This is a genomic window from Romboutsia sedimentorum, assembly GCF_030131845.1.
Taxonomy (GTDB): Bacteria; Bacillota; Clostridia; order Peptostreptococcales; family Peptostreptococcaceae; genus Romboutsia_D; species Romboutsia_D sedimentorum.
Window position 1 is genome coordinate 289,351 of sequence record NZ_JASKYM010000001.1, and the last position, 22,002, is coordinate 311,352.

The window sequence follows — 22,002 nt, forward strand, 5'->3', positions numbered from 1 at the left end:
AAGCCTTTTTTTGTATAAAATTATATATATGTATATTTTTTTCACATTCACATACTAATATTTTCATAATAAATATTTTATTTAATTTATTTGTTTTTAAGATTGGTTATTTATATTGATTTAACTATTACGCAAGTTCCCATTCCTCCACCTATGCAAAGTGATGCTAACCCCTGTTTTAATTTTCTCTTTTTCATTTCATGTAAAAGTGTTGTTATTATTCTAGCTCCAGATGCACCTAATGGATGACCTATTGCTATTGCTCCACCATTTACATTAGTTCTTTCTTCAAACCAATCATCGTCAACACCATGTTCTTTCTTTAACTCTTTTATTACACCTAATGATTGAGCTGCAAAAGCTTCATTTAATTCTATTAACTCCATATCAGCTAAATTCATGTTAGCTTTACTTAATGCATCTTTTATAGCAGGCACAGGTCCAAGTCCCATAACTGATGGATCTACTCCACCTTGACCTACTGCTACTAACTCAGCTATTGGCTTTAATCCATATTCCTTAACTGCCTTTTCAGATGCTACAAGCACTATACCAGCTCCATCATTTATACCAGATGCATTTCCTGCTGTTACAGTTCCGTCTTTTTTAAATGCCGGTCTTAATTTTGAAAGTACTTCTAAACTTGTATTTCTATTTGGAAATTCGTCAGTATCTACTATTACTGAACCTTTTCTTGTTTTTACTTCTATTGGAACTATTTCATCTACAAATCTCCCATTATCTATTGCTTTTATTGCTTTTTGTTGAGATTTGAAAGCAAATTCATCTTGCATATTTCTTGTTATACTATACTTTTGAGATACATTTTCAGCAGTTATTCCCATGTGGTAATTGTTAAATGCATCAGTTAAACCATCTAATACTAAACTATCTTTAAGATTCATACCACCCATTTTACTACCAGTTCTTATTGTAGCTTCTGTTACATATGGAACTTGAGACATCACTTCTACTCCACCTGCTACTATTAAGTCTCCCATTCCTGATTTTATTTGTGAATATGCATTCATAACTGTTTTCATACCACTTCCACATATTATATTTACTGAATAAGCTGGAACTTCACATGGAATACCTGCATGTATTGAGGCTTGTCTTGCTATACCTTGACCTTGACCTGCTGGCAATACATTACCTAGTATTACTTCATCTATTTTACTTGCATCTACGTTATTAGTTTCTATTACTGATTTAATTACTTGCCCAGCAAGTTGTGCTGGTGCTACTGTAGATAATCCCCCTAAAAACTTACCGATTGGACTTCTTTTTGCATCTACTATATATACTTTAGACATTCGCTTTTCCCCCTATTTTTTAACTCTTCGAAATTTGTCTTTTTTCCAATTTTTATATCTTTTTTTGAAGTTTATCTCTTTAACATAAGTATAGATATGTGAAGCTTCTTTGTAAAATTCCAAAAAACTATACGCTCATAACTTTTAGTTATAAGTTTAACATATTATATTTATACAAAAAAATACTTTTAATTATTTCATCAAAAGCATTCAATAATTTATTTTGTTTTTGATTGATTATCTTCTTTGTGATTTTCATGCTCTTTTCTTATATGATCTGTTGCATATTCTACAAATAGCTTTAATGTTTTAGACATATATTTATCCTTTTTAACTATAAAACCAATATTCCAGTTTATTTCAGGATTAGATATAGATATCATATTTACTCCATTCATTTTGTATCGTTGAACTATTGGTTTTGGCATCATTGCTATTCCATAATTTAGACCTACCATCTCTAAGATAAAATCCCATTGTGAAACCTTCATTACTATATTTGGTTCAAATCCCGAATCTTTGCATGCATTTATTGTTTTATCGTACATCATGAAATTTTCATTAAATACAATAAATCTTTCATCTTTTAGTTCTTTCATATCAATACTTTTTCTATTAGCTAAAGGATGATCTTTACTTATAGCTAGCATTATATCTCCACTTACTATCTTTGAGGCGATTATATTATCTTCTTCTACTGGAAATATTACTGCTCCAAGTTCTATACTTTCATCTACTACTTTACATTTTATATTATTTGCTCCTTCTTCTACTATCTGTATATCTATGTCTGGATGTTCTTGTTTAAATTTAGCTACGGCAGATGTAAAATATACGCTACCTATAACTGGCGGTATCCCTAGTGTTAATGTTTTCCTACAATTTGTTATACTATCTTGGAGCTTAAGCATCTCTGTGTTTATAATATCAATGGATTTTTTTGCATTTTCATAAAATATTTCACCTTCATAGGTTAAGTTAAATTTTTTTGTATTTCTTTCGATTAATTGTGTTTGTACTTCTTTTTCTAAGTTTTTTATTGATTTGCTAAGAGCCGGTTGGGATATATATAAATTATTCGCAGCTTTAGTAAAATTTGTTTCTTTTACTACTTCTAAGAAATATATTATTTCTTTTATATTCATATTCTTATTCCTCCCTTTTTTATTTTGTATACACTTGTCAATATATAATTTCATATGTATATAGTTTGAATTCTTATCTCTCCTTAACTTCATATTAACATTGTTGTAAAATACTATCAACACAGGTAACTTATATGTTTTGCTATATTTGAACAATAAAATGGAGTAACTTTAAGTTACTCCATTGACCAAGGCTTTAGCTTTTATCTATTATTTAGTTTGAAAATATCTTTCTAATAATCCTAAGAATGCTTTACCATGTCTAGCTTCATCTTTACACATTTCATGAACAGTATCATGTATAGCATCTAATCCTAATTCTTTAGCTTTTTTAGCTATTTTTAATTTTCCTTCAGTAGCTCCGTATTCTGCTTCTACTCTTGCAGTTAAGTTAGCTTTTGTATCTGCTACTACTACTTCACCTAATAACTCTGCAAATTTAGCAGCATGTTCTGCTTCTTCAAAAGCTATTCTTTTGTAAGCTTCTGCTACTTCTGGATATCCTTCTCTATCTGCTTGACGACTCATTGCTAAGTACATTCCTACTTCTGTACATTCTCCTGTAAAGTTAGCTCTTAATCCTTCTAATATATCTTCGTCTACTCCAGCTGCTACACCTATTCTGTGCTCATCAGCCCATATCATTTCCCCACTCATTTCGTTGAACTTCTCTGCTCCTACTTTACATACTGGACAAACTTCTGGTGCAGCTTCCCCTTCATGTATATATCCACATACTGTACAAACAAACTTTTTCATAATTTTTCTCCTCCTAATTTCACCTGTTATATATTAATTTTAATTTTTTATTATTTAACTATAATCTATATATACCCGTGGTCTTTAGGTCTAAACATTTTTTATATTATTTATATGAAAAATTGAGTTACTAAGTAATTTAGTACTTCATCTTATCAGGTATTACTCCTCTTACTCCACCTTTAGGGCATGATGTATCCCCAGTATATCTTGGTATTAGATGCACATGTACATGCATGACAGTTTGCCCTGAAACTTCACCACAATTTACACCTACATTGTATCCATCTGGTGAGTACTTTTCATCAAGTAGCTTCTTGCCTTCATCTACTAATTCAAATATAGATTCCCTTTCATTTCTTGTTAAGTCAAAAAAATCTTTTACATGTCTTTTAGGTATAAAAAGCATGTGCCCTTCGTTTACTGGGAATTTATCAAATATAGCATATGCTACTTCATTTTCTAATATGTAATCATTAATTTCACAAAATATGTTATTTATGTTTGATATATACTCTGTTGAATATGTTTAGGTTGTAATATTTAATAAAATATCTTTATTAGTACACAACACTATAATTAAACAATGTTAACTCTAACTGGGTGTAACCCTACACCCTCTATTCCATTGGCAAAAGCCTTTGGAACTACTTTCTTTATTATTTGATAACTCCCATTTACATCACTATTTATTAAAATTCCTTCATTTGATTTAAACAAACCTCTCTTTATTCTTCTAGATTTATTATAAAACCCTTTTATAGGTTCTTCACCATCTAAAAATGAAGTTCCACTAGTGTAGCTTTCCTCACTTAAGATTACTTTTATATTAGCATCATAGCCCTTATATTTTATCATTTTAATAAGCATATCAAATGGAATTTGAACAAAATTTTGATTGTTTTTTTTAGACATACAAACTTCTTGCTTCCATTCCTTGTTGTTACCTATAACTATAGTATCTAGCTCGTGTTCTAAACAATAATCGATTATTTTTTTACTACACTTATGCATATAGTCTTTAATCTTATTATTTCTTTTAGTATTTAACTTGCCTAATTTATTGCTCCAATTCTTATTGTGCCTCTTCATTAAATCAGATATTATTTTAGCTTTACTTTTATTATAATATTGATTTATAGATTTTAAAACCTTGCCATTTATAACAATTGGACTTTTGCCAATGTTATTAGTTAATGTAGCTAAGTTATTTACACCCATATCTATACCACATATATTTTTAGATTCTATATTTTCATAATTTACAATTAATGAATAAACAACTTCTAATAAATAATTACTTCCTCTTGGAGTTATTCTAACTTGTTGAAGTTTTCCTTTAATTTTAGTTTTTAATTTATAAGTATCAAAACATTTTGGAAAAATTATAAAATTATCTTTATGCTTACAATTCTGATTAGTAAATATAGTTATATATCTTCCATCTTTTTTCTTATAATTAGGAAGTTTAGGTACCCCTTTATACTTTGATTTATTATTTTTATAATCTTTTATACTTTCAAAAAAACTAATCCAATTTTTATCTAATAGCCTTAAATTTTGTTGAGAACATTGTGACATCATACTTTTATAGTCTATATCCTCTTTTACTAAGAATTCTAAAAAATCATATCCTAAATATTTCTTATCTTTAGTAAAATAATCTAATTGAATTAATTTTTTTTTAAATTCTTTATTTTCTTTCAAATGTTTTAATCTGCTTTTTTCATAATTTAACTTCTTTAGTTTATTAAATTCATCAACTTTTTTATTTATATTTTCTAAAAATACTTTTTGTTCTTGAGATATTTCTTCTTCTTTTGATAATTTAGAAGTTATTATAAAAACTTGCCTTATCATATAATTTGAATAGTTATATAAGTTTTTAGATAAAAAACAATATCTATCAATATTTTTATATAAAGTGTGATTTTTAGATATTATGTGCTGTTCCACTCTATTTACCTTATTTATCATAATACACTCCTTCCGTTTAAATTTAATTTATGCTTACAAAGTGTTTATACAGTGATTACACTTATATATTTTGTATTATTCAAGATGATTATGCGTGGCATTTATTGGACATAATTTTTATGAGGTGATTTTGTGATAAATAAAGATATTAATACTAGAACAACAATTACAATTTCAAAGGATTTAAAATCTAAAATTGAAATTTTAGCTAAAAGTGATAATAGAAGCATGAATAATATGATTATTACTATATTAGATTCATATATAAAAGAAAATTATTATAACGATAAAGAATAAGAGACAAGGATTTAAGTCTCTTTTTTTATTGAATATTAATAAAAATTCCTAGTTTTATTAATATAGATGTGTATGTAATCTTATATTAAATGTATTAATAAATTGCTTTATATAGATTTAGTTGTTTAACTATAGTCAAAATATTAATTTAAATATATCTAACCTATATTAGTTGTACTAAATGAAATTACTTACTTTATAAGTCCCTAAAATTATTTAAATTATGATATAATATCATAATTGGTTTAATTATGCAAAGATCTTAAATACTAGATTTTTGTTTAAATATAAAAAACTCATTATAGAAAGGAAATATAGTATATGGCTAATTACTTTGACACTTATACACTAGATAGCTTATTAGATGAAATGGAAGCCGTATATCTTAACGATAAAAGACCTTGGATTCTGGGATATTCTGGAGGCAAAGATAGTAGTGCTACACTTCAAGTAACATTTAAGATGCTTGAAAGATTGCCTAAAGAGAAAAGGCATAAACCTGTTTATGTTGTATCATCTGATACACTTATAGAAAATCCTATAATACTTGATTATCTAAAGAATAATATAGATAAAATAAATGAGTGTGCTAAACCTGAAAACTTAGATTTACCTATAATAGCACAGATTGTTTACCCTGAACTAAATGATAGTTTTTGGGCTAACATAATTGGTAAGGGCTACCCTACTCCAAAGTCTATACAATATCGTTGGTGTACAGAAAGGCTAAAAATAAAACCTTCTAATAAGTTTATAAAAGAAAAATTAGAACAAGAAGATGTTGTAGTACTTCTTGGAGTTCGTAGAGATGAAAGTTCTGCTAGAAAAGCTAGAATAGAAAAAAGAGAAATAGAAGGATACCTTCTTACACCTCATGAAACTTTAAGAGGAAAAAACAAACTAGCTTATGTTTATACTCCTATTGTTAATTTTAGTACAGCAGACGTTTGGGATGTTTTATATCATAACAATGATAATCTAGTTGAATTTATAGAGGGTGACTTCCCTACTCCTGCTACTGCTTGGGGAACTAGTGCTATGGAACTTTTTGAAATGTACATGAAAGGTTCTGGAGATTCTGGTGAATGTCCATTTATAGCTGATGAATCTAGTGCTAAAAGCAGTTGTGGTAACAGTAGATTTGGTTGTTGGATTTGTACAGTTGTTAAAGAAGACAAATCATTAAATGGATTTATAGAATCTGGACATACTGAATTAAAACCACTTGTTGAATTTAGGTCTTTTATATTATCAGAAAGAGATAAACCAGAAAACCGTAAAAAACATAAAAGAAATGGTTCTGTAGTAAAAAGAGATGGAAGAATAATGTTTGGCCCATTTACATTTGAAGCTAGACAAATGATTTTAAGAAAACTTTTAGAAACTCAATTACAAATGCAAGAATTCTACCCTGATTTAGAACTTATAAATTTAGGTGAACTTAAAGCTATCGATGAAATTTGGGATAATGAAGAAGACTTAACTTCTAGTACCCTTTCAAATATTTACAAAGAAGTCCTAGGCAAGGAACTTCCATGGGCTGAATATAAAAAGCCAGTGTTTGATTCAAAAACTCTAAATATAATCGATGAGAAATGTAGTGAGTATAATATAAATTCTGACTTATTTAGTAAGTTAATAATAGATACAAATAAATATAAACATTTTAGTAATAATACTCGACTTAAAACATCTGTAAATAAAATATTAAACCAACAGTGGCTTCATCAAGACATTGTTCAAAAGATCGAAGATGAAAATATCAAGGAGCTAGACTAATGAAAATAAATAAACTTGAATTGAAAAACTTTAGATCTTATGAAGAAAAGACTAGTTTTGATTTCACTACTACTACCGATAAAAATATTATCTTAGTTGGTGGTAAAAATGGAGCTGGTAAATCTACAATATTTGAAGCCATAAAACTTTGTATATACGGACCAATGGCTTATAAATATCAAGGTTTTAATTCTTCATATATATCTAGAGTTAAATCGAATATAAATAATAATTCTCTTAAAAATGATATAGTAGATGCTTTTATATCTATAGATTTAGAAATAAAAGAAAATACAGAAAAAAACACCTATAAATTAGTTAGGCAATGGACTTTTACAGATAAAAAATTGGAAGAAAATTTTTCAGTTTATAAGAACTTTTCTTCTATACCTTTAGATGCTGATGAACTTAACTATTTTGAAAACTATATTACATCTATAATATCACCTAAAATATTTGAATTCTTTTTCTTTGACGGCGAGCATCTGTCAGAGTTTTTCATAGGTAAGAATTCTAATATACATTTAAAACAATCACTTTTATCACTTTGTAACTTTGATACCTTTGATGTATTAAAAAACACAATAATATCAACTAGCAAAAGTAATAAAAATGAAGATGATGAAATAGAAATTTCTAAGAATATTTATTTACAATTAGAAGAAAAAGTTAATACTTTAACTTCTGAGCTAGAACTTTTAAATACTCAACACCAAGAAGTAAATAATGCTCTAGAAGATTTGAAAATATTAAAAATCAAAACTGAAAAAGAATTCAGAAAAAAAGGTGGAGTTCTTGCAGAAGAAAGAGAAATGCTTAATTCTAAAACTATAGAATTAGAAACAAGAAGGTCTGTAATTAATCAAACTATAAAAGACTTTTGCAATGAAATGCTTCCATTCTTAATTTTAAAAGATAAAATAAGTAAATTAGAAAATCAAATAAATGCGGAGAGTAATAATTTAATATATTCTCAACTAAAAGATAAATTAAATACCGAATATATAAAAAAATTACTTTTAAATAAAATAAGTGATTCTTCTATTGATGAAATAGCTATGACTGTTTCAGAAGCTCTAGTTGATGATATAAAACCCGAAGGACACAGTGATAATTTTGAACCTATTCACATGCTTTCTAACGATGAAGCTAGATCTCTATTATCATTAACAAGTAATATCTTAGAGTTTGATAATAACTCTATTCTTGATTTATTTGAAGAACTTGTTAGCATAGCAACAGAGCTTTCTAAGATCAGAAAAACTTTAAATCATAGTCTTGAAGATAAATCATTAAATAACTACATAGATAATATTTCTAAATTTTCTAATGAAATAGGTAAATTATCTGAAAGTGAAAGTTCTTTATTATTATCTTTACATCAATTAGAATCAGATTTAAATATTTCTACAATTAATAGAGATAAAGCTAAGGCTAAATATATAGATTTACTTCAAAGTAATAAAGTTGTTGATATGTCTGCAGATCTTATATTAATGTTAGATGATATAATCTCCACTTTAACAATAAATAAGACAAAAGAAATACAAGATAATTTCATGAATATCTTTAGAAAGATAATTCAAAAAGATAACTTTATAGATTTTATTGATATAGATAAAAACTTTAATGCATCTTTATATATAAATAAAATGTATAACTCTCTTGAACTTAAAAACCTAATTGAAAATATAGGTTATGATGAAATGGAGAAAAAACTAGGTACTTTATTCTTTAATGATTTATTTAAAGAATATAATGTAGAAAATAAACTAGATTTACTTAATGCAATAAAAGTTAATGATCAGTGTGTATTTTTAACACTTAGAACTAAGGTTGATATAAATGGATTCTCTAGTGGAGAAAAACAAATTTATATACTTTGCTTATATTGGGCTTTACTTAAAGCATCTGATATAGAGATACCATTTATAATAGATACTCCTTATGCTAGAATAGATGAAACTCATAGAAATAATATTACTAATGAATATTTATCTACTATAAGTGATCAAGTTATAATATTATCTACTAATACAGAGATAGATGAAAAAGCATATAAAGAAATAAAACCTAAGTTAAATGGTGAATATTTAATTGAGTATGATGATAAAAATAGAAATACTATCCAACGTGAAGGATACTTTTTTGAGGTGTAATTATGGGATTTAGACTTAAAACGTCTGTACAGACGAAAGAAATATTTGAAGAGTTAGGTTCTCGAATGAATTTAAAGCCTTTTGCACTTTGCAAACTTGCTATGTCAATGTCTTTAAGTAATGATGAACCTATTGAAAATTATAAAAGTAATGATAATAATGGACTGGAGCTTAATAGACAAACTATTACTGCTCAGTATGATAGTTTATTTAAAGCACTGCTTGAACAACATGCTAATAGAAGTTTAACTGATGATGAGTATTTTCCTACTCATTCTAAGCTTCATATAGATCGTGGAGCTTTAATGCTAAAAAATAGGTATATTTATTCTAGTAGCTTAGAACATTTTATATCTCAAATAGCTCAAGGAGATATTAGCATATAGTATTTAATAAACTACTATTATCTCTTAGTAAAAAATGCCTCTTTAAAAATTATATCTAGAGGCATTTTTTATTATTATACAATTGATTCAAAAAAATCTTTTACATTTCCTTCAGATTTAACGGTCTTATAATAACTATACATTTTCACTCTATCATTAATATCCAGATCTTTATTCACTGATTTTGCATATTCCTCGAATTTTTTCCATTCTTTCAGTACATATCCAAGTAGCTCTTCAGCTAGCGTACATATATCTTTATACCCGTTACAATCTCTATCTTTAAAAAATTTCAATCTAATAATTGAAATGGCGTTAAGCATAACAAATTTACCATATGTAACACCATATCTATAATTCAGTTCTTTTTCCTTAACTTCTTTACATTCTTTTTCTTTTTCTAATATTTTTTTATATACTAAATAAGATAAAAATATATCTTTATAATCCTCTTCTTTAGAAAATACTTCGTCTAGATTTTTTTCTGTAAATAGTTTATCTCCTTTTGTATTCATAGCGAATCTTGCTTTTCCCTTATATGCAATTCTAGATCTTATAAGATCTGATCTTTCAATTATCAAATCTTTTATATTCTTTGTATTTATATTCTCATTGGATAATAATGGATCAAATTCACCTACTTTTCTTTCATATAAATATCCAAATTCTCTGTAAATATAGGCTTGAAATTTTTCTTGATCTGGCCTATTAGATTTTTTATCTGATTCATTAACCTTATTTTGAGTATTTGTCGCATCTGAAATTTTTTGTATGAATTTTTTATACTGATCCTTTTCTCTATCAATACCTTCTCTTAAATCTACTTTTATAAATCTAACCATTACTTTTTTATCTCTTAATCTTTCTTTATCTTTACTATTATATACTTTACTTAAAGTATATGATGTTTGTGCTCCATTTATAAATTGTGGATTATCAATACTTATCTGAGATCTATTTTGTTTACCCGTTTGTTCTGTCGAATTAAAGTCATCACATATAATAGTTATACCATTATTCAATATAGCAAATTCTTGAGAAGTATCTTTAATTACAGAAGTATAAATTTTATTATTTACCGTACTTTTTGATATTGATATATAGTTTCTAGGGTTATACTTCAACACTGAATTTTTATACTTACTCATTATTTCAGCTATTTTGTAAACAGGTAAAAAAACTATATTAACCTCACATTTACCTACTTCTACTTCAAATTTTTCATTTAATATAGATATATTTTCTTGATGTAAATCTATATCTATATTAATATTTTTATGATAACTACTAGTACACATTGGATATATTAATTCCTCATATGTTTTCTTATAGTCAAATATCTCATATGTGTATTTACCAATTACTTTGTCTATTTGATAGCCGTTATATTTTTTCAAATTGGCAAGTACCAGTATTTTATATTTATATCTAGATATTCCACTTATGCTTTTAAGTTCTTTCTGAAAATTAATTATCTTAGAGTTATATTTTGTACCTCTAGAATCTAAATGCTCTCCCCCCATAATCTTATCATACTCCATTTTAACTAATTCATCTAATTCTATATCTTTTTTTTCAAAGTTAGATTCTGTAGTTCTGAACTTTGATTGTATTAGGTATATTATCTTATTATTTTTATCTATATAATAAGCATCTAGACCTCCATCTTGAGATTTATCAGTTATAAACTTTTCTCTTTCAGTAAAGTCATTTATCTTAAATTTAACCTTTAATAATAAATGTATATATGCTTTACATCTAGCCTGAGATAATGCATCTTCATTATCTTCACCTGGTTTATAATTTGGTGATTCCTTTCTTATGCTATCTAATATTTCTGTAAGTAAATCATACTTCATGTTATTTATCTCCTCATTTATAATACATACTAACTCTCTTATTTTACATTTTATTCCATTTTCTTTCAATATATATTATTAATCTTAAATATAATGCTAAAATATTCATATCGCCATATATAAAAATACCTGTTATTATTTATAAATAATAACAGGTATTTTTATATACTACTTATTCAATTCCCAAAATGCCTTATCCTTAATATAAATAGGAGCATTCTCTTTAGGTATCTTAACCAAACTTTCATGTTTTGCAAGACTCTTTATCTTATTATATATACTATCTTCTTCACCCTTACTTTGAGTGTTGAATATATATCTAACATCCTTGTTGTTTAAATCAGAAACATTATGAATTATCCAAGTTAAAATATAATTTTGATATTCATTTTCCGAAGTGGCAAAATGACTTAAAAGCTGAGTAGATAAAATAGTACCAACCCCAAACATTCTACCTTCTTTTAATATCTTCTTGATAGATATAAAGTTCTTACTTAAGAAATTATCAGCTTCATCAACAAGCACTAGCTTATTTAATTGTCTGTATCCATTTTCTTGCTTACTCTCTCCTGCAACTAACATCTGCGTATAGAAAATATCTAAAGTTATAGCAACAACTAAATTTTGTATCGCTTCATCATATCCACTAAGGTTTATCACAGTTACTCCATCTACAATTTGGAATAAGTTCTTAGTTTCTAATGTATCCGGTTCAAATATTTCAAACTCATATAGATTTTTAAGTGCGGCATATAAACTATCTTCCTTAACATCTTCTCTGTTGAAGTATATAGAACAAACATCATTTATAGTGGGTGCTGGTCTATCCCATGTATTCATATTTGCTTTTTTAATTCCTTTAAGTTCATAAGCTTCCATTATTACATCTCTAAGTAATGTTTGCTGTTTTATACCTAGGTTAAAAGCATTTGATATAGTTTCTTTTAACATATTTGCAGTATGAAGTGGTAATAATGGCTTTGGTTTTTCTGGTATTAGTAATGCTAGAGGATTATATGGTAGATGGAATATTTGACATACATTTGCATTAGTAGCACTTACAAATTCTTCGTCTATATAGTCACCTTTATAGTCAAATATAAGCATTCCTAATGGCTTTCCATCAACATTATATTTTTGTTCTCTATACATCTGTGTTATTAAAGACTTAGTAAACTGAGTTTTACCAGTTCCCATTGTACCTATAATACCAGTATTAGTATGGAGTGTTTGCTCTGTATCTGTAGGATACCACATAAGAGGTCTATCGTTATCCTTTCGGTTTCCAAACATAATCTGCATTGGTCTATCATCAGGCTGTGCCTCTGCTACTATATCAACAGCTACTTCTTGTGGTTGAGTATAAATACCTTCATTTTGGCCATTTGTGATCTTAGGTTTAACAGGCTCAGTTTGTATATTTATTGTTTCATATTCTCCATACTTATTTATAAGCATTTCATTTACATCAAAATCACTATGTCCTTTGATATATTTTTCTTTTATAGCTTCTAGATCTTTTACTATATTGTTGTATCCTTCTTGTTCAGAAAGTTCAAGTATTGTTATCTCGTCTCTTTTTTCTAATCCTTTATTGAAGAATGCATTCTTTTTAAATGATATAACTGACCCTCTACCTATATATTTATCTAAGTCACTACTTATTTCATAATCATCATTTAGTAATTTTGTTCTTACATCACTATTTATAATTCCATCCCAATTTTGCTCATTCCATATATTATATAGTTTCATTTTTTCTGCACTTACCATAACAAGTTGCATCATAAAGTTCCTATACATAAGCTTAGTGAATTTTTTAGAATCCTCATCACTAGCTATTAAATTATCTTCTATTAAATTTCTAGTTTTTTTAGCTTGTTCTACTGCTTTTTGTATAACTGCTTCACTATTTTCACCTATCTTTACTTCAACAGGATAAAAATGAACCTTTACTTTTTCATCTTTATTTTCTATTCCTACAAGTAACAAATCATCTGAATATGAGTCTGTAGTTCCTGTAAGATTTTTAACTGTAAATAAGCCATTAGACTGTTTAAGTCCTGCTCCACCTGACACTCTAAGTACTTCTTCTAATGATATTGGTATCCATGTTATATCTTTGTGATAGAAGTAAGCTAAACTTATTTTTATAGCTGATAGTATGCTTAACTTTTCCCTCGGGAACTGTGATTTACTTGATATAAGTCTTAGTAACCAATCTCCATTTATTGCATTAAAATAATTTATAAGCATCGCAACAGTATCTTCTTTAGGTTCAACACCTTTACTACTTAAAAATTCTTCAACTATAACTTGGTACTGTTTAGACCTTCTAGTAACTGTTATAGCATCATATCCGCTAGATGTTGTGTATTGATCACTATAATGTATTATTAGTAAGTCTTTTGCATTTTCATCATTTTTAAAGAAATTAAGATCCACTTTAGGATCTATAAATGTCACCCACTGAGATGTATCATACACCTTATTTAAAAATAGCTTATTTTTTTCACCTATAGACGTTGTTACACTTAAACTATCACTATATGGGTCTTCTGTTCCTATTGATTTCGTAAGCGAATTAAACTTCATTGTTACACCGACTAAATCATTTTGGTTTTTGTTAGCAAATTTTGAGCCAAATCCAGTTCTGTAAGTATCTTTTAAATACATAGACGGAACTCCTGATAATAATCCATTTAATGCTATTCCTGTGTTTATATCATCCATAGAACTACTAGTGATACTTACATCTTGATCCATTTCATAGAATGTCAAATGTGAATATTCATAAGTTTCTTCATTTTTATCTTTTTTATAGAACTTAACATTGTCCCTAAATAAATTTAATATATCTTCTTCTGAATAATTATCCGCTTTTAGATTTATATTAAACTGATTTTTTATATCTTCTATGCTATTATAAAATGCAATTTCTTCAAATGCATTTATAGTGTTTTTGTCTCCATATATATATACATCTAATGATATTAAGTTATTTATATCTTCACCTTTATTTAATTTTCTAGTGTAATAATCAAATATGCCTAATAACGCTTCTTTACAATCACCTAAATTTATAAGCTTCATTTTTATCTTTGATTTACATAAATTTCTAAATAAATATGTAAAATGATCTATGAATTCATCCAATTTTTCTCTTGTAAGCTTAGATACATAATCTCTAGATCCTTTATATCTACTCATTTTATGGTCAACATAATATGTCCACTCTGGTGAGTGATTTTGGTCTACCACTTTATATAAACTATGTCTTTCTTTATATATATATGGCATTAAATATCTAGAACTTAAAAGCTTAAGTATGCTTTCTTCTACTTCTTCTTCTTCTATAGTTTTATTTACCATAAGTTGATATGCTACATTTATAGGATGTAATGGAGTCAAAACTATTTCTTTATCTCCATCTAATCTATATATTGTACCTAGTTTACCTATATTACGTTGTTGTTTTGACAATACTTCTTCATTTTGTATATTTGAAAATACATTTAATATGCTATTTAAGTAATCTTTAGATATATTAATTAAATCTATATCATAATAGGCTAAGCTTGGAAGTAAGTTATTTACTTTATAATAATTTATAAGATTTTCATATGCTTCCTGTACTTTTTCATCTATATCAATTTGCACTTTTTCAAAGTTATCTGCTACTACTGTATGGTGCATTGCTTTGTTTTCTATTATGATATTTTCTACTTCTAAATTTTCCTTAAAATCTTCTTTTGCAAAATATTCGCTAGTTCCTTGTGCAATTTTATTATTGCTTAGATATTTGAAACTTTCTTGATTTTCTCTTTTCAATTTCCATATTTTCATACCACTTATAATTGTTGGTCTCTCTTTTTCTTCTTCTTTAGCTATAGATATAATAGAATCATTATAATTTATATCTACTCTTACAAAATCTAAATCATCTTCCATTTCTACATCAAATAATAATTCCATTTTTTCATCCATATCAAGTATCACAGAATTTTCTAACTCTGTAATATTTTCTTTACATTCTATACTACCTTTTGGATTTATTATTATTTTATTATCATCTGTATTGCTAACTAACATTTTTACTTTAGTTTTTATAACTACTTCATAGTTAGTTTTTATCTTATCTAGTATATTTTCATTGCATGATACTATGCAAACTTTAAAATCATATTTCACTTTGCCATCATTATATACAATTTTTGCAAATGTTGTTTCTTTTATATTAACATCTATTCTAATTTGAGCTTTTGTTGACCTTCCACTTGCATTAACATTAACAAATGAAGATGTTTTTTTATCAAGCTTAAAGTCTACTTTTTTTATATTTATATCAAACGCTATTTCAAAATTCACAGTGTCTAATTTATTATTATTAAATATTATTATATTTCTTTTTCTAGATTTAGCTTTACTATCTCCTTCTGCTCTGTCCCATATAGTTAGTGGGTCTAAAGGAACTATATCCTCCAACAGAACTATCTTTTCTCCTCTTTTTCTCTCTTGCGACAATTTAATTTCTTTATATTCAACATCTTTCCAGTCATCTACTTTTAAAAGATCTATCCCTTTCGCATCAAAATCCTTATCAAGTTCTATTTCTGGACTTCCATACTTATGTATAGAGTCTACCTTAGAAAACATATTTGCATTTTCATTTAGTCTCTCTTTTATCATTTTAGGTGTTTTATCTTCTAATAAGTTTTCATCATAAAAAATCCCAAACTCGCTATAATCTTCTTTACTAAGTTCACCTTTATTTAATACCTTTAATATATTAGCATATTGGAATATAGATGAATGATCTTCTAATATACTATCATTCATTTTATTAAGTGCGAAATCAAGTATATATCTCTCTTCTTCTTTTATATTACTCTCGCTTAGGTTCTTTTTTATATCTTTAACTAAACTTTTAGTGTGAAGTGGCATACCTTCTTTTTGAAAACTTTCAGTACCTTTGATTAAGCTATCTAAAGTTGTATTATGAATAAATAATATTGCACTATCTTTAAACTCTACGCTACTTTCATCCCCAACTAAATTTCTAAGCCTAATTAAAAAGTCATCCGTTGTATCTTCATTAGTTGCTGCCACTACTACTTCAGTTCCATTTATATCAATACTAAAAGTTTCATACTTAGATCCATTTACAGTATTATATATAAATTTTTTACTTTTACTCTCTACTTGTAGAGCATTGTACATATTTTTTACTTCTTCTTCTTTTTCAAATTGTATATTAAATTTATCTCCACTTTTAACATTCCTATATTCAAGATACTTAACTACATTTTTTGATAAGTAACTATAAAATTGATTTAACATATTGTGCATCCCCACTATCACTCTTCTTTTCTATAATATTTAATTTTTCAAATAAATCCACTATCTTACTTTGAGAATCTCTATCAAAGTAAATTCCTCTTTTTTTATATTCTTCAAATAAGTCTTTTAATTTTATTTTTTCTTTGTCCTTTATACATAACTTAGTTATAAATAATAATCTTTCTTGAGTTATATTAAGTGCATACCCTAGCGATCCTCGTCTTCTTAGAAAATTAGATTTACAATATTCTTCAAACCAATTTCTGTATGCTGTATATCTTGGCAGTCTACCACCCTTTATAAATTGGTAATCTATACATTTGAACAAATCATATATTTCTTGTTTCATAGGATCATCACTATATTTTTCTACTTGTTTAAATTCGTCCCATTTAACATCTATTATTACTTTTTTATATTGAGACTTTATAGATTTCAAACTATCTGTAAATTCTAGTTTTTCTTCATTTGATAATTGATCTATCATTTGATTAATATCAATATAATCATATCTACTATCTTTTATATTATTAATATTTAAAATTTCTAATGTATTAGCATGACTAAATAGAGATTTTAAGTTACTTTCTAACATCTTCCATCCTAATATATAACTACTTCTAGATTTTGACGTTGCTTCCCAATCTAAATTAAAATAAATTTCCTCTGTTGACTCTCTATTTGAATCAAAAAATCTAGATAGTTTTATTGATAATTGAGAAACATAAAAGAAATAATAATATTCTAATAAACTTTGAAATTCATTAGTAAATAATTCTGGATCATTTAATATAAACTCTAAATCTATTTTGAATAATTTAGATACATTACTACAAATACATTTGTAGTTTTGCAAGTACTCCTTATCATTTTTAAGTTCTGGAAGATTATTTAGTATTAAAAGTTCCATTACATTATCTGGCTTATAATCAAAACATTGGTTTATCTTTTCCTTTATTTCCTTGCCGTCTTCATTATTTAATAATACATCATATAAAAATATAGCTAACGTTGAATTATAATCACTTTTAGGCATATTTATATAATTTAAAAGCTTAGGGTGGAATGTATTCATATTGTCATTTTCATCAAAAAATATATTTTTTATTAATCCTTTTAATACAATTTTATCGCTAGAATTTGACTCTACATCTTTTATAAAAATATCTATATCTTTTAAATTTACTTCTTCATTGTTTAGCTTTTTATTGTATATTAATCTACAAAATTCTCCTATACACGAATTAAAACTTTCAATTTGCTCTTTATGCTTTTTTTCATATTTAGTTGTATATGGAAGTATTTTTATATTTTTTGCTGTACTATGTTTTACTGAATTATTGTCTATACCATAATCTTTTTTGAATTTTTGCTCATCTATAATAAATTGCACACCTACACCTCATTTGTATTTTTAAATTCAAAGATATCAAAATCTTTATTGTAAACTAACTTATAATTAGATGTACTCGAACCTAATTTATCTTCTATATATACTTCTTTATTTTGATTTCCTAGTTTTTGAATTTTATTTATAAATTCAACAAAGTTTATATAATTATACTTATCATTTTTGTTAGGTCTATATCCGTCCTTTACTCTCATTAGGAGTTCATATAAATTAAAGTCTATATCTATTTTATATCGCTTTCCTTTTTCATCGTTTTTATATCCTAATATTAAGCTAGGAGTAAATTTAAATAGTTCATCATTTAAGTCGCTTTTTAGGTTACTTATGTCTGCTGATATATTTATGCTTTGACTCACTTTATATCTCATTTGATTTCTACCTACTGATATATTTATTCTTCCATCTATGGCTTCACCATTCCAATTGTATATAGCTTCTTGAACATCTTTATATAAATTAGTAAGTTTTCTTATATCACCTTTATTCCAACTGTATAGCGATTTCATGTAACTAATATATGTTTTATCATCTAAATCTAATTCATCTTCTGAAATAAATATATGAAGCCTTATGAACATATTTATAAGTTCATCTTTTAATATTTGTTTTTCTGTTTTAGTTTTTAATTTATTAATTTCACCTTCTATTACTTCGCTTTTACTCATCAATAAATCTAAGTAACTATCTCCTGATAACTGTAAGTATGTTTTAAATATACCTGACATATCTTCAGTTATATTAAGCTTAATAATAACATTGTCTAAATTTTCTGACGTTGAATTTATAGGGTCTATTTTATTTATTGAATATAAAATTTGAGATAATTCTTTGTGATTGTATAAGTTAGATACAAACATACATTCTATAAATTCTTCGCAACTAATTTTTTGTATATATTCATTTAATTCTTCATTATTCTTATTATCTAATTTAGTATTAACTATGAAATCATATACAAAATTTAAAATAGACCTTGTTGAGACTATTAATTTATCTTTAACTACTGATTCTACTAATATATCAACTAATTTTGTTCTTACAGATTCCTTCATCAACATTTCATAATTTATTTTAATAGGACATTTGTAGCTATTGTCACAAATACTACAATTGTTTTTATAACTATTTATAAAAATATTTTGGTTATCATCTTGTGTTATTTTATTTATTATCTCTTCTACATACTGAGATTTAGGTTTATCTTCTTTTAATGAATAGATGTGATAATCACTAAAGTTAATAAATTGGAAATTAGAATTTTCATTATATGAATTGTCTGATACATCTATATTCAGTATTCCTTTTTCTTCTACATATTTTTTTAAATCACTATACATATCCTTATATTTTGAGTCTATAAAATTACTAAGTGCCCCTAAATTTATAGCTAATATAAACCTCTTATTTGAATTTCCAACATTATCATCATTAAATTTTTCTAGCACATCATTTAATGTATCTATAGAAGTGTTTCCTGGTTCGAAACTTTCTGTAGCATCATTATGTATTTCAAATTTTGACATCATTTCAGGATACTTACTTTTAAAATATGATATCAAATGAGATTTACCATCTCCAACTCCACCACATACTAATATTAATTTTGAATTATTTGATTTGCTTGATTCATTTATAATATTAAAAAGTTCATCTTCTACATTTCTTTTTACATGCATGTATTTTTTAAATTCACTAAAGCTTGTAATATTTTCTACAGCTTCTTTTGACGATTCTTTAAGTTTTTTTAATTCGTCTATTAAACAGTTATTGTTTATCATAATAATGGAAACTCCTTTTATATATACTAACACCCTACCTATTATCTATTATAATGGGTATTTAACTCTTTGAGATCCCTTTATAACTAAATTTATCCTATATATGTTAAAATGTGGATATTCACTGCAGTATTTTAATTTTGTATCCATACATTTTTTTGTATTAAGTTAAAATTATACCTCATATAAAATATTGTATGGTTGTTTTTTATAATTCAGATTATTTATTTAAATGCACAAAAAAACTCATTACGATTAATTTATGATAAAGTGTAGTTTTCACACAAACACAATCATAATAAATTAATCATAATAAGTCATACACGCTTTAACATAAAAGAAGTAGAAACTATGCTGAAATATCTATCGTAAGGAATATCAATAAAATAATATGCGTGTTTATAAAGCATAAATAGTTTATATATTTACTTTAGTAACATTATTACTAATATGTTCTAAAAATTTATTAAAATCGTTCCCTTATATATTAATACATTTCTGTACCTATAAATACTTTATAGATCCTATCGTATCTATACTCTTTTTTGCGATCTTTTGATATATCAACTAAGATACCTAAGTCTATTAATTGACTTACAATCCTAGCAATAGTACTTGGCGCTAAATCAGTTTGTTCCTCAATGTACTTCTTTGTAAAGACAACTTTATTCATCATTAGTGGGAATACAGTGTGTATTGAACCACCCTTTATACTTTTAATTTTCTCAGTGTCTTCTTTATAAATATTTTTAATTATTTCTAGTTTTCTTATATAGTTGCTACATTGGTCAATAGTACACTGCATAAAGAAACTTATGAAAGATTCTAAATTACCTCTTCTAGTGTTCATTAATGCTCTTTGGTATCCTAATTTATTTACTTCTATTATTTCTGATAGATAAAGCATCGGTCTATCACCGCTTAGGTATGCCATTTGTATAGGTATTAACGCTCTTCCTAATCTACCATTACCATCTTTGTAAGGATGTATTGTTTCAAACTGTGCATGAGCTATTGCCACATTAACCAATACTGGGTCTATATAAGCATCATTCATATACTCATATAAATTAATTAAATCTTCAATTACATCATCTGGGCTTGGTGGTATAAATGTAGCTTGCTCTATACTAGCACCTCTAGGTCCTATCCAGTTTTGAGCATCTCTTATTTTTCCTGGTGATTTTGTAGACCCTCTACCACTATTTAAAATTATCCTATGCATCTCATTGACAAGATTCATAGTTATGCCCCTTTCTTTAATAGCTTCATATGCGTACTCTATTGATTTTGTTAGATTTTTAATCTCTAAACTATCATCATTTTCCTCTATTATATCTAGTGAGAAAATATCTTCATATGAAACTTGAGTACCTTCAATCTGTGTAGATTTATAACTATCACTCTTTAAAACTGACTTTAAAAACAGTTCTGCTTCAAACTCCAATGTATTTAAAATAGCTTTATATTCTCCATATTTTGCAGAAGCTTCTCCAAGTAATATCATTAAATCTTTATCTATTTTGTACCCTGTAGGTAATTTTACAACTTTATACGGTTCCATAAAAAATCACTCCAATCTATTTATAAGTATATTATACATCAAAATAAGATTATTTTTACTTATTTTTATATATTATTGACTTTTAAATTTTAAATAAGCAAGTTTTAAATTTGTTTTTCTATAAAAACGAATTTTAAAACTGTATAATATATTGTTTTTTGTGAAAATTAAACAAGCAGGGTATCCACCTTGCTATTTACATCATTTATAATGCTAAATGGATTTACGCTTC

At 26.2% G+C, this 22,002-nt stretch carries 14 protein-coding genes; 4 read left to right on the forward strand and 10 right to left on the reverse strand.

The features are described 5' to 3' along the window. Window positions 1–110: 110 nt before the first annotated feature. From QOZ84_RS01495 to QOZ84_RS01515, 5 genes are all read right to left on the reverse strand, one after another. Window positions 111–1,316: an acetyl-CoA C-acetyltransferase gene (locus QOZ84_RS01495; protein WP_284131190.1), complete on the reverse strand. Its 1,206-nt coding sequence runs from the start codon at window positions 1,314–1,316 to the stop codon at window positions 111–113. A 218-nt stretch (window positions 1,317–1,534) separates the two neighbouring features. Beyond that, the gene (locus QOZ84_RS01500) at window positions 1,535–2,461 is read right to left on the reverse strand and encodes a LysR family transcriptional regulator (protein WP_284131191.1); all 927 of its coding nucleotides are present in this window, start codon (window positions 2,459–2,461) and stop codon (window positions 1,535–1,537) included. A gap of 210 nt (window positions 2,462–2,671) precedes the next feature. Then, window positions 2,672–3,220, reverse strand: a complete 549-nt coding sequence (locus QOZ84_RS01505) for an NADH peroxidase (protein WP_284131192.1) — start codon at window positions 3,218–3,220, stop codon at window positions 2,672–2,674. A 139-nt stretch (window positions 3,221–3,359) separates the two neighbouring features. After that, window positions 3,360–3,731, reverse strand: a complete 372-nt coding sequence (locus tag QOZ84_RS01510; protein WP_331496517.1) for an HIT family protein — start codon at window positions 3,729–3,731, stop codon at window positions 3,360–3,362. A 68-nt stretch (window positions 3,732–3,799) separates the two neighbouring features. Further along, window positions 3,800–5,197, reverse strand: coding sequence for an RNA-guided endonuclease InsQ/TnpB family protein (locus tag QOZ84_RS01515; RefSeq protein WP_284131193.1), 1,398 nt, complete (start codon window positions 5,195–5,197; stop codon window positions 3,800–3,802). Between the two features lie 132 nt (window positions 5,198–5,329). Between QOZ84_RS01515 and QOZ84_RS01520 the strand changes: the two genes are divergently transcribed. From QOZ84_RS01520 to QOZ84_RS01535, 4 genes are all read left to right on the forward strand, one after another. Then, entirely contained in the window at window positions 5,330–5,494 is a 165-nt protein-coding gene (locus tag QOZ84_RS01520) for a DNA-binding protein (RefSeq protein WP_284131194.1), read from the forward strand. 321 nt (window positions 5,495–5,815) lie between these two features. Next, complete coding sequence (gene dndC / locus QOZ84_RS01525; RefSeq protein ID WP_284131195.1) at window positions 5,816–7,273, forward strand: DNA phosphorothioation system sulfurtransferase DndC; 1,458 nt, start codon at window positions 5,816–5,818, stop codon at window positions 7,271–7,273. Next, window positions 7,273–9,432, forward strand: coding sequence for an AAA family ATPase (locus tag QOZ84_RS01530; RefSeq protein ID WP_284131196.1), 2,160 nt, complete (start codon window positions 7,273–7,275; stop codon window positions 9,430–9,432). Before dndC ends, QOZ84_RS01530 begins: the two co-directional genes overlap by 1 nt. Before the next feature lie 2 nt (window positions 9,433–9,434). Then, window positions 9,435–9,818 carry a DndE family protein gene (locus tag QOZ84_RS01535; RefSeq protein WP_284131197.1) on the forward strand — a complete coding sequence of 128 codons (384 nt, stop codon included), beginning with the start codon at window positions 9,435–9,437 and terminating at the stop codon, window positions 9,816–9,818. A gap of 74 nt (window positions 9,819–9,892) precedes the next feature. On the opposite strand, the gene QOZ84_RS01540 is transcribed toward QOZ84_RS01535, so the two are convergent. From QOZ84_RS01540 to QOZ84_RS01560, 5 genes are all read right to left on the reverse strand, one after another. After that, entirely contained in the window at window positions 9,893–11,677 is a 1,785-nt protein-coding gene (locus tag QOZ84_RS01540) for an AIPR family protein (RefSeq protein ID WP_284131198.1), read from the reverse strand. 168 nt (window positions 11,678–11,845) lie between these two features. Continuing rightward, complete coding sequence (gene dptH, locus QOZ84_RS01545) at window positions 11,846–17,017, reverse strand: DNA phosphorothioation-dependent restriction protein DptH (RefSeq protein ID WP_284131199.1); 5,172 nt, start codon at window positions 17,015–17,017, stop codon at window positions 11,846–11,848. Continuing rightward, complete coding sequence (gene dptG / locus QOZ84_RS01550; RefSeq protein ID WP_284131200.1) at window positions 16,998–18,410, reverse strand: DNA phosphorothioation-dependent restriction protein DptG; 1,413 nt, start codon at window positions 18,408–18,410, stop codon at window positions 16,998–17,000. The genes dptH and dptG overlap by 20 nt, the downstream gene beginning before the upstream one ends. A gap of 2 nt (window positions 18,411–18,412) precedes the next feature. Further along, entirely contained in the window at window positions 18,413–20,206 is a 1,794-nt protein-coding gene (gene dptF / locus QOZ84_RS01555) for a DNA phosphorothioation-dependent restriction protein DptF (RefSeq protein ID WP_284131201.1), read from the reverse strand. Window positions 20,207–20,693: 487 nt separating this feature from the next. Then, window positions 20,694–21,770: a Fic family protein gene (locus tag QOZ84_RS01560; protein ID WP_284131202.1), complete on the reverse strand. Its 1,077-nt coding sequence runs from the start codon at window positions 21,768–21,770 to the stop codon at window positions 20,694–20,696. Window positions 21,771–22,002 lie beyond the last annotated feature (232 nt).

Bases quoted from the DNA above. Each gene is read 5' to 3' on its own strand.
- QOZ84_RS01505 (WP_284131192.1), bottom strand. From the start codon at position 3,220: ATGAAAAAGTTTGTTTGTACAGTATGTGGATATATACATGAAGGGGAA.
- QOZ84_RS01530 (WP_284131196.1), top strand. From the start codon at position 7,273: ATGAAAATAAATAAACTTGAATTGAAAAACTTTAGATCTTATGAAGAA.
- dndC (WP_284131195.1), top strand. From the start codon at position 5,816: ATGGCTAATTACTTTGACACTTATACACTAGATAGCTTATTAGATGAA.
- QOZ84_RS01495 (WP_284131190.1), bottom strand. From the start codon at position 1,316: ATGTCTAAAGTATATATAGTAGATGCAAAAAGAAGTCCAATCGGTAAG.
- QOZ84_RS01540 (WP_284131198.1), bottom strand. From the start codon at position 11,677: ATGAAGTATGATTTACTTACAGAAATATTAGATAGCATAAGAAAGGAA.
- dptF (WP_284131201.1), bottom strand. From the start codon at position 20,206: ATGATAAACAATAACTGTTTAATAGACGAATTAAAAAAACTTAAAGAA.
- QOZ84_RS01560 (WP_284131202.1), bottom strand. From the start codon at position 21,770: ATGGAACCGTATAAAGTTGTAAAATTACCTACAGGGTACAAAATAGAT.
- QOZ84_RS01500 (WP_284131191.1), bottom strand. From the start codon at position 2,461: ATGAATATAAAAGAAATAATATATTTCTTAGAAGTAGTAAAAGAAACA.
- QOZ84_RS01515 (WP_284131193.1), bottom strand. From the start codon at position 5,197: ATGATAAATAAGGTAAATAGAGTGGAACAGCACATAATATCTAAAAAT.
- dptH (WP_284131199.1), bottom strand. From the start codon at position 17,017: ATGTTAAATCAATTTTATAGTTACTTATCAAAAAATGTAGTTAAGTAT.
- QOZ84_RS01535 (WP_284131197.1), top strand. From the start codon at position 9,435: ATGGGATTTAGACTTAAAACGTCTGTACAGACGAAAGAAATATTTGAA.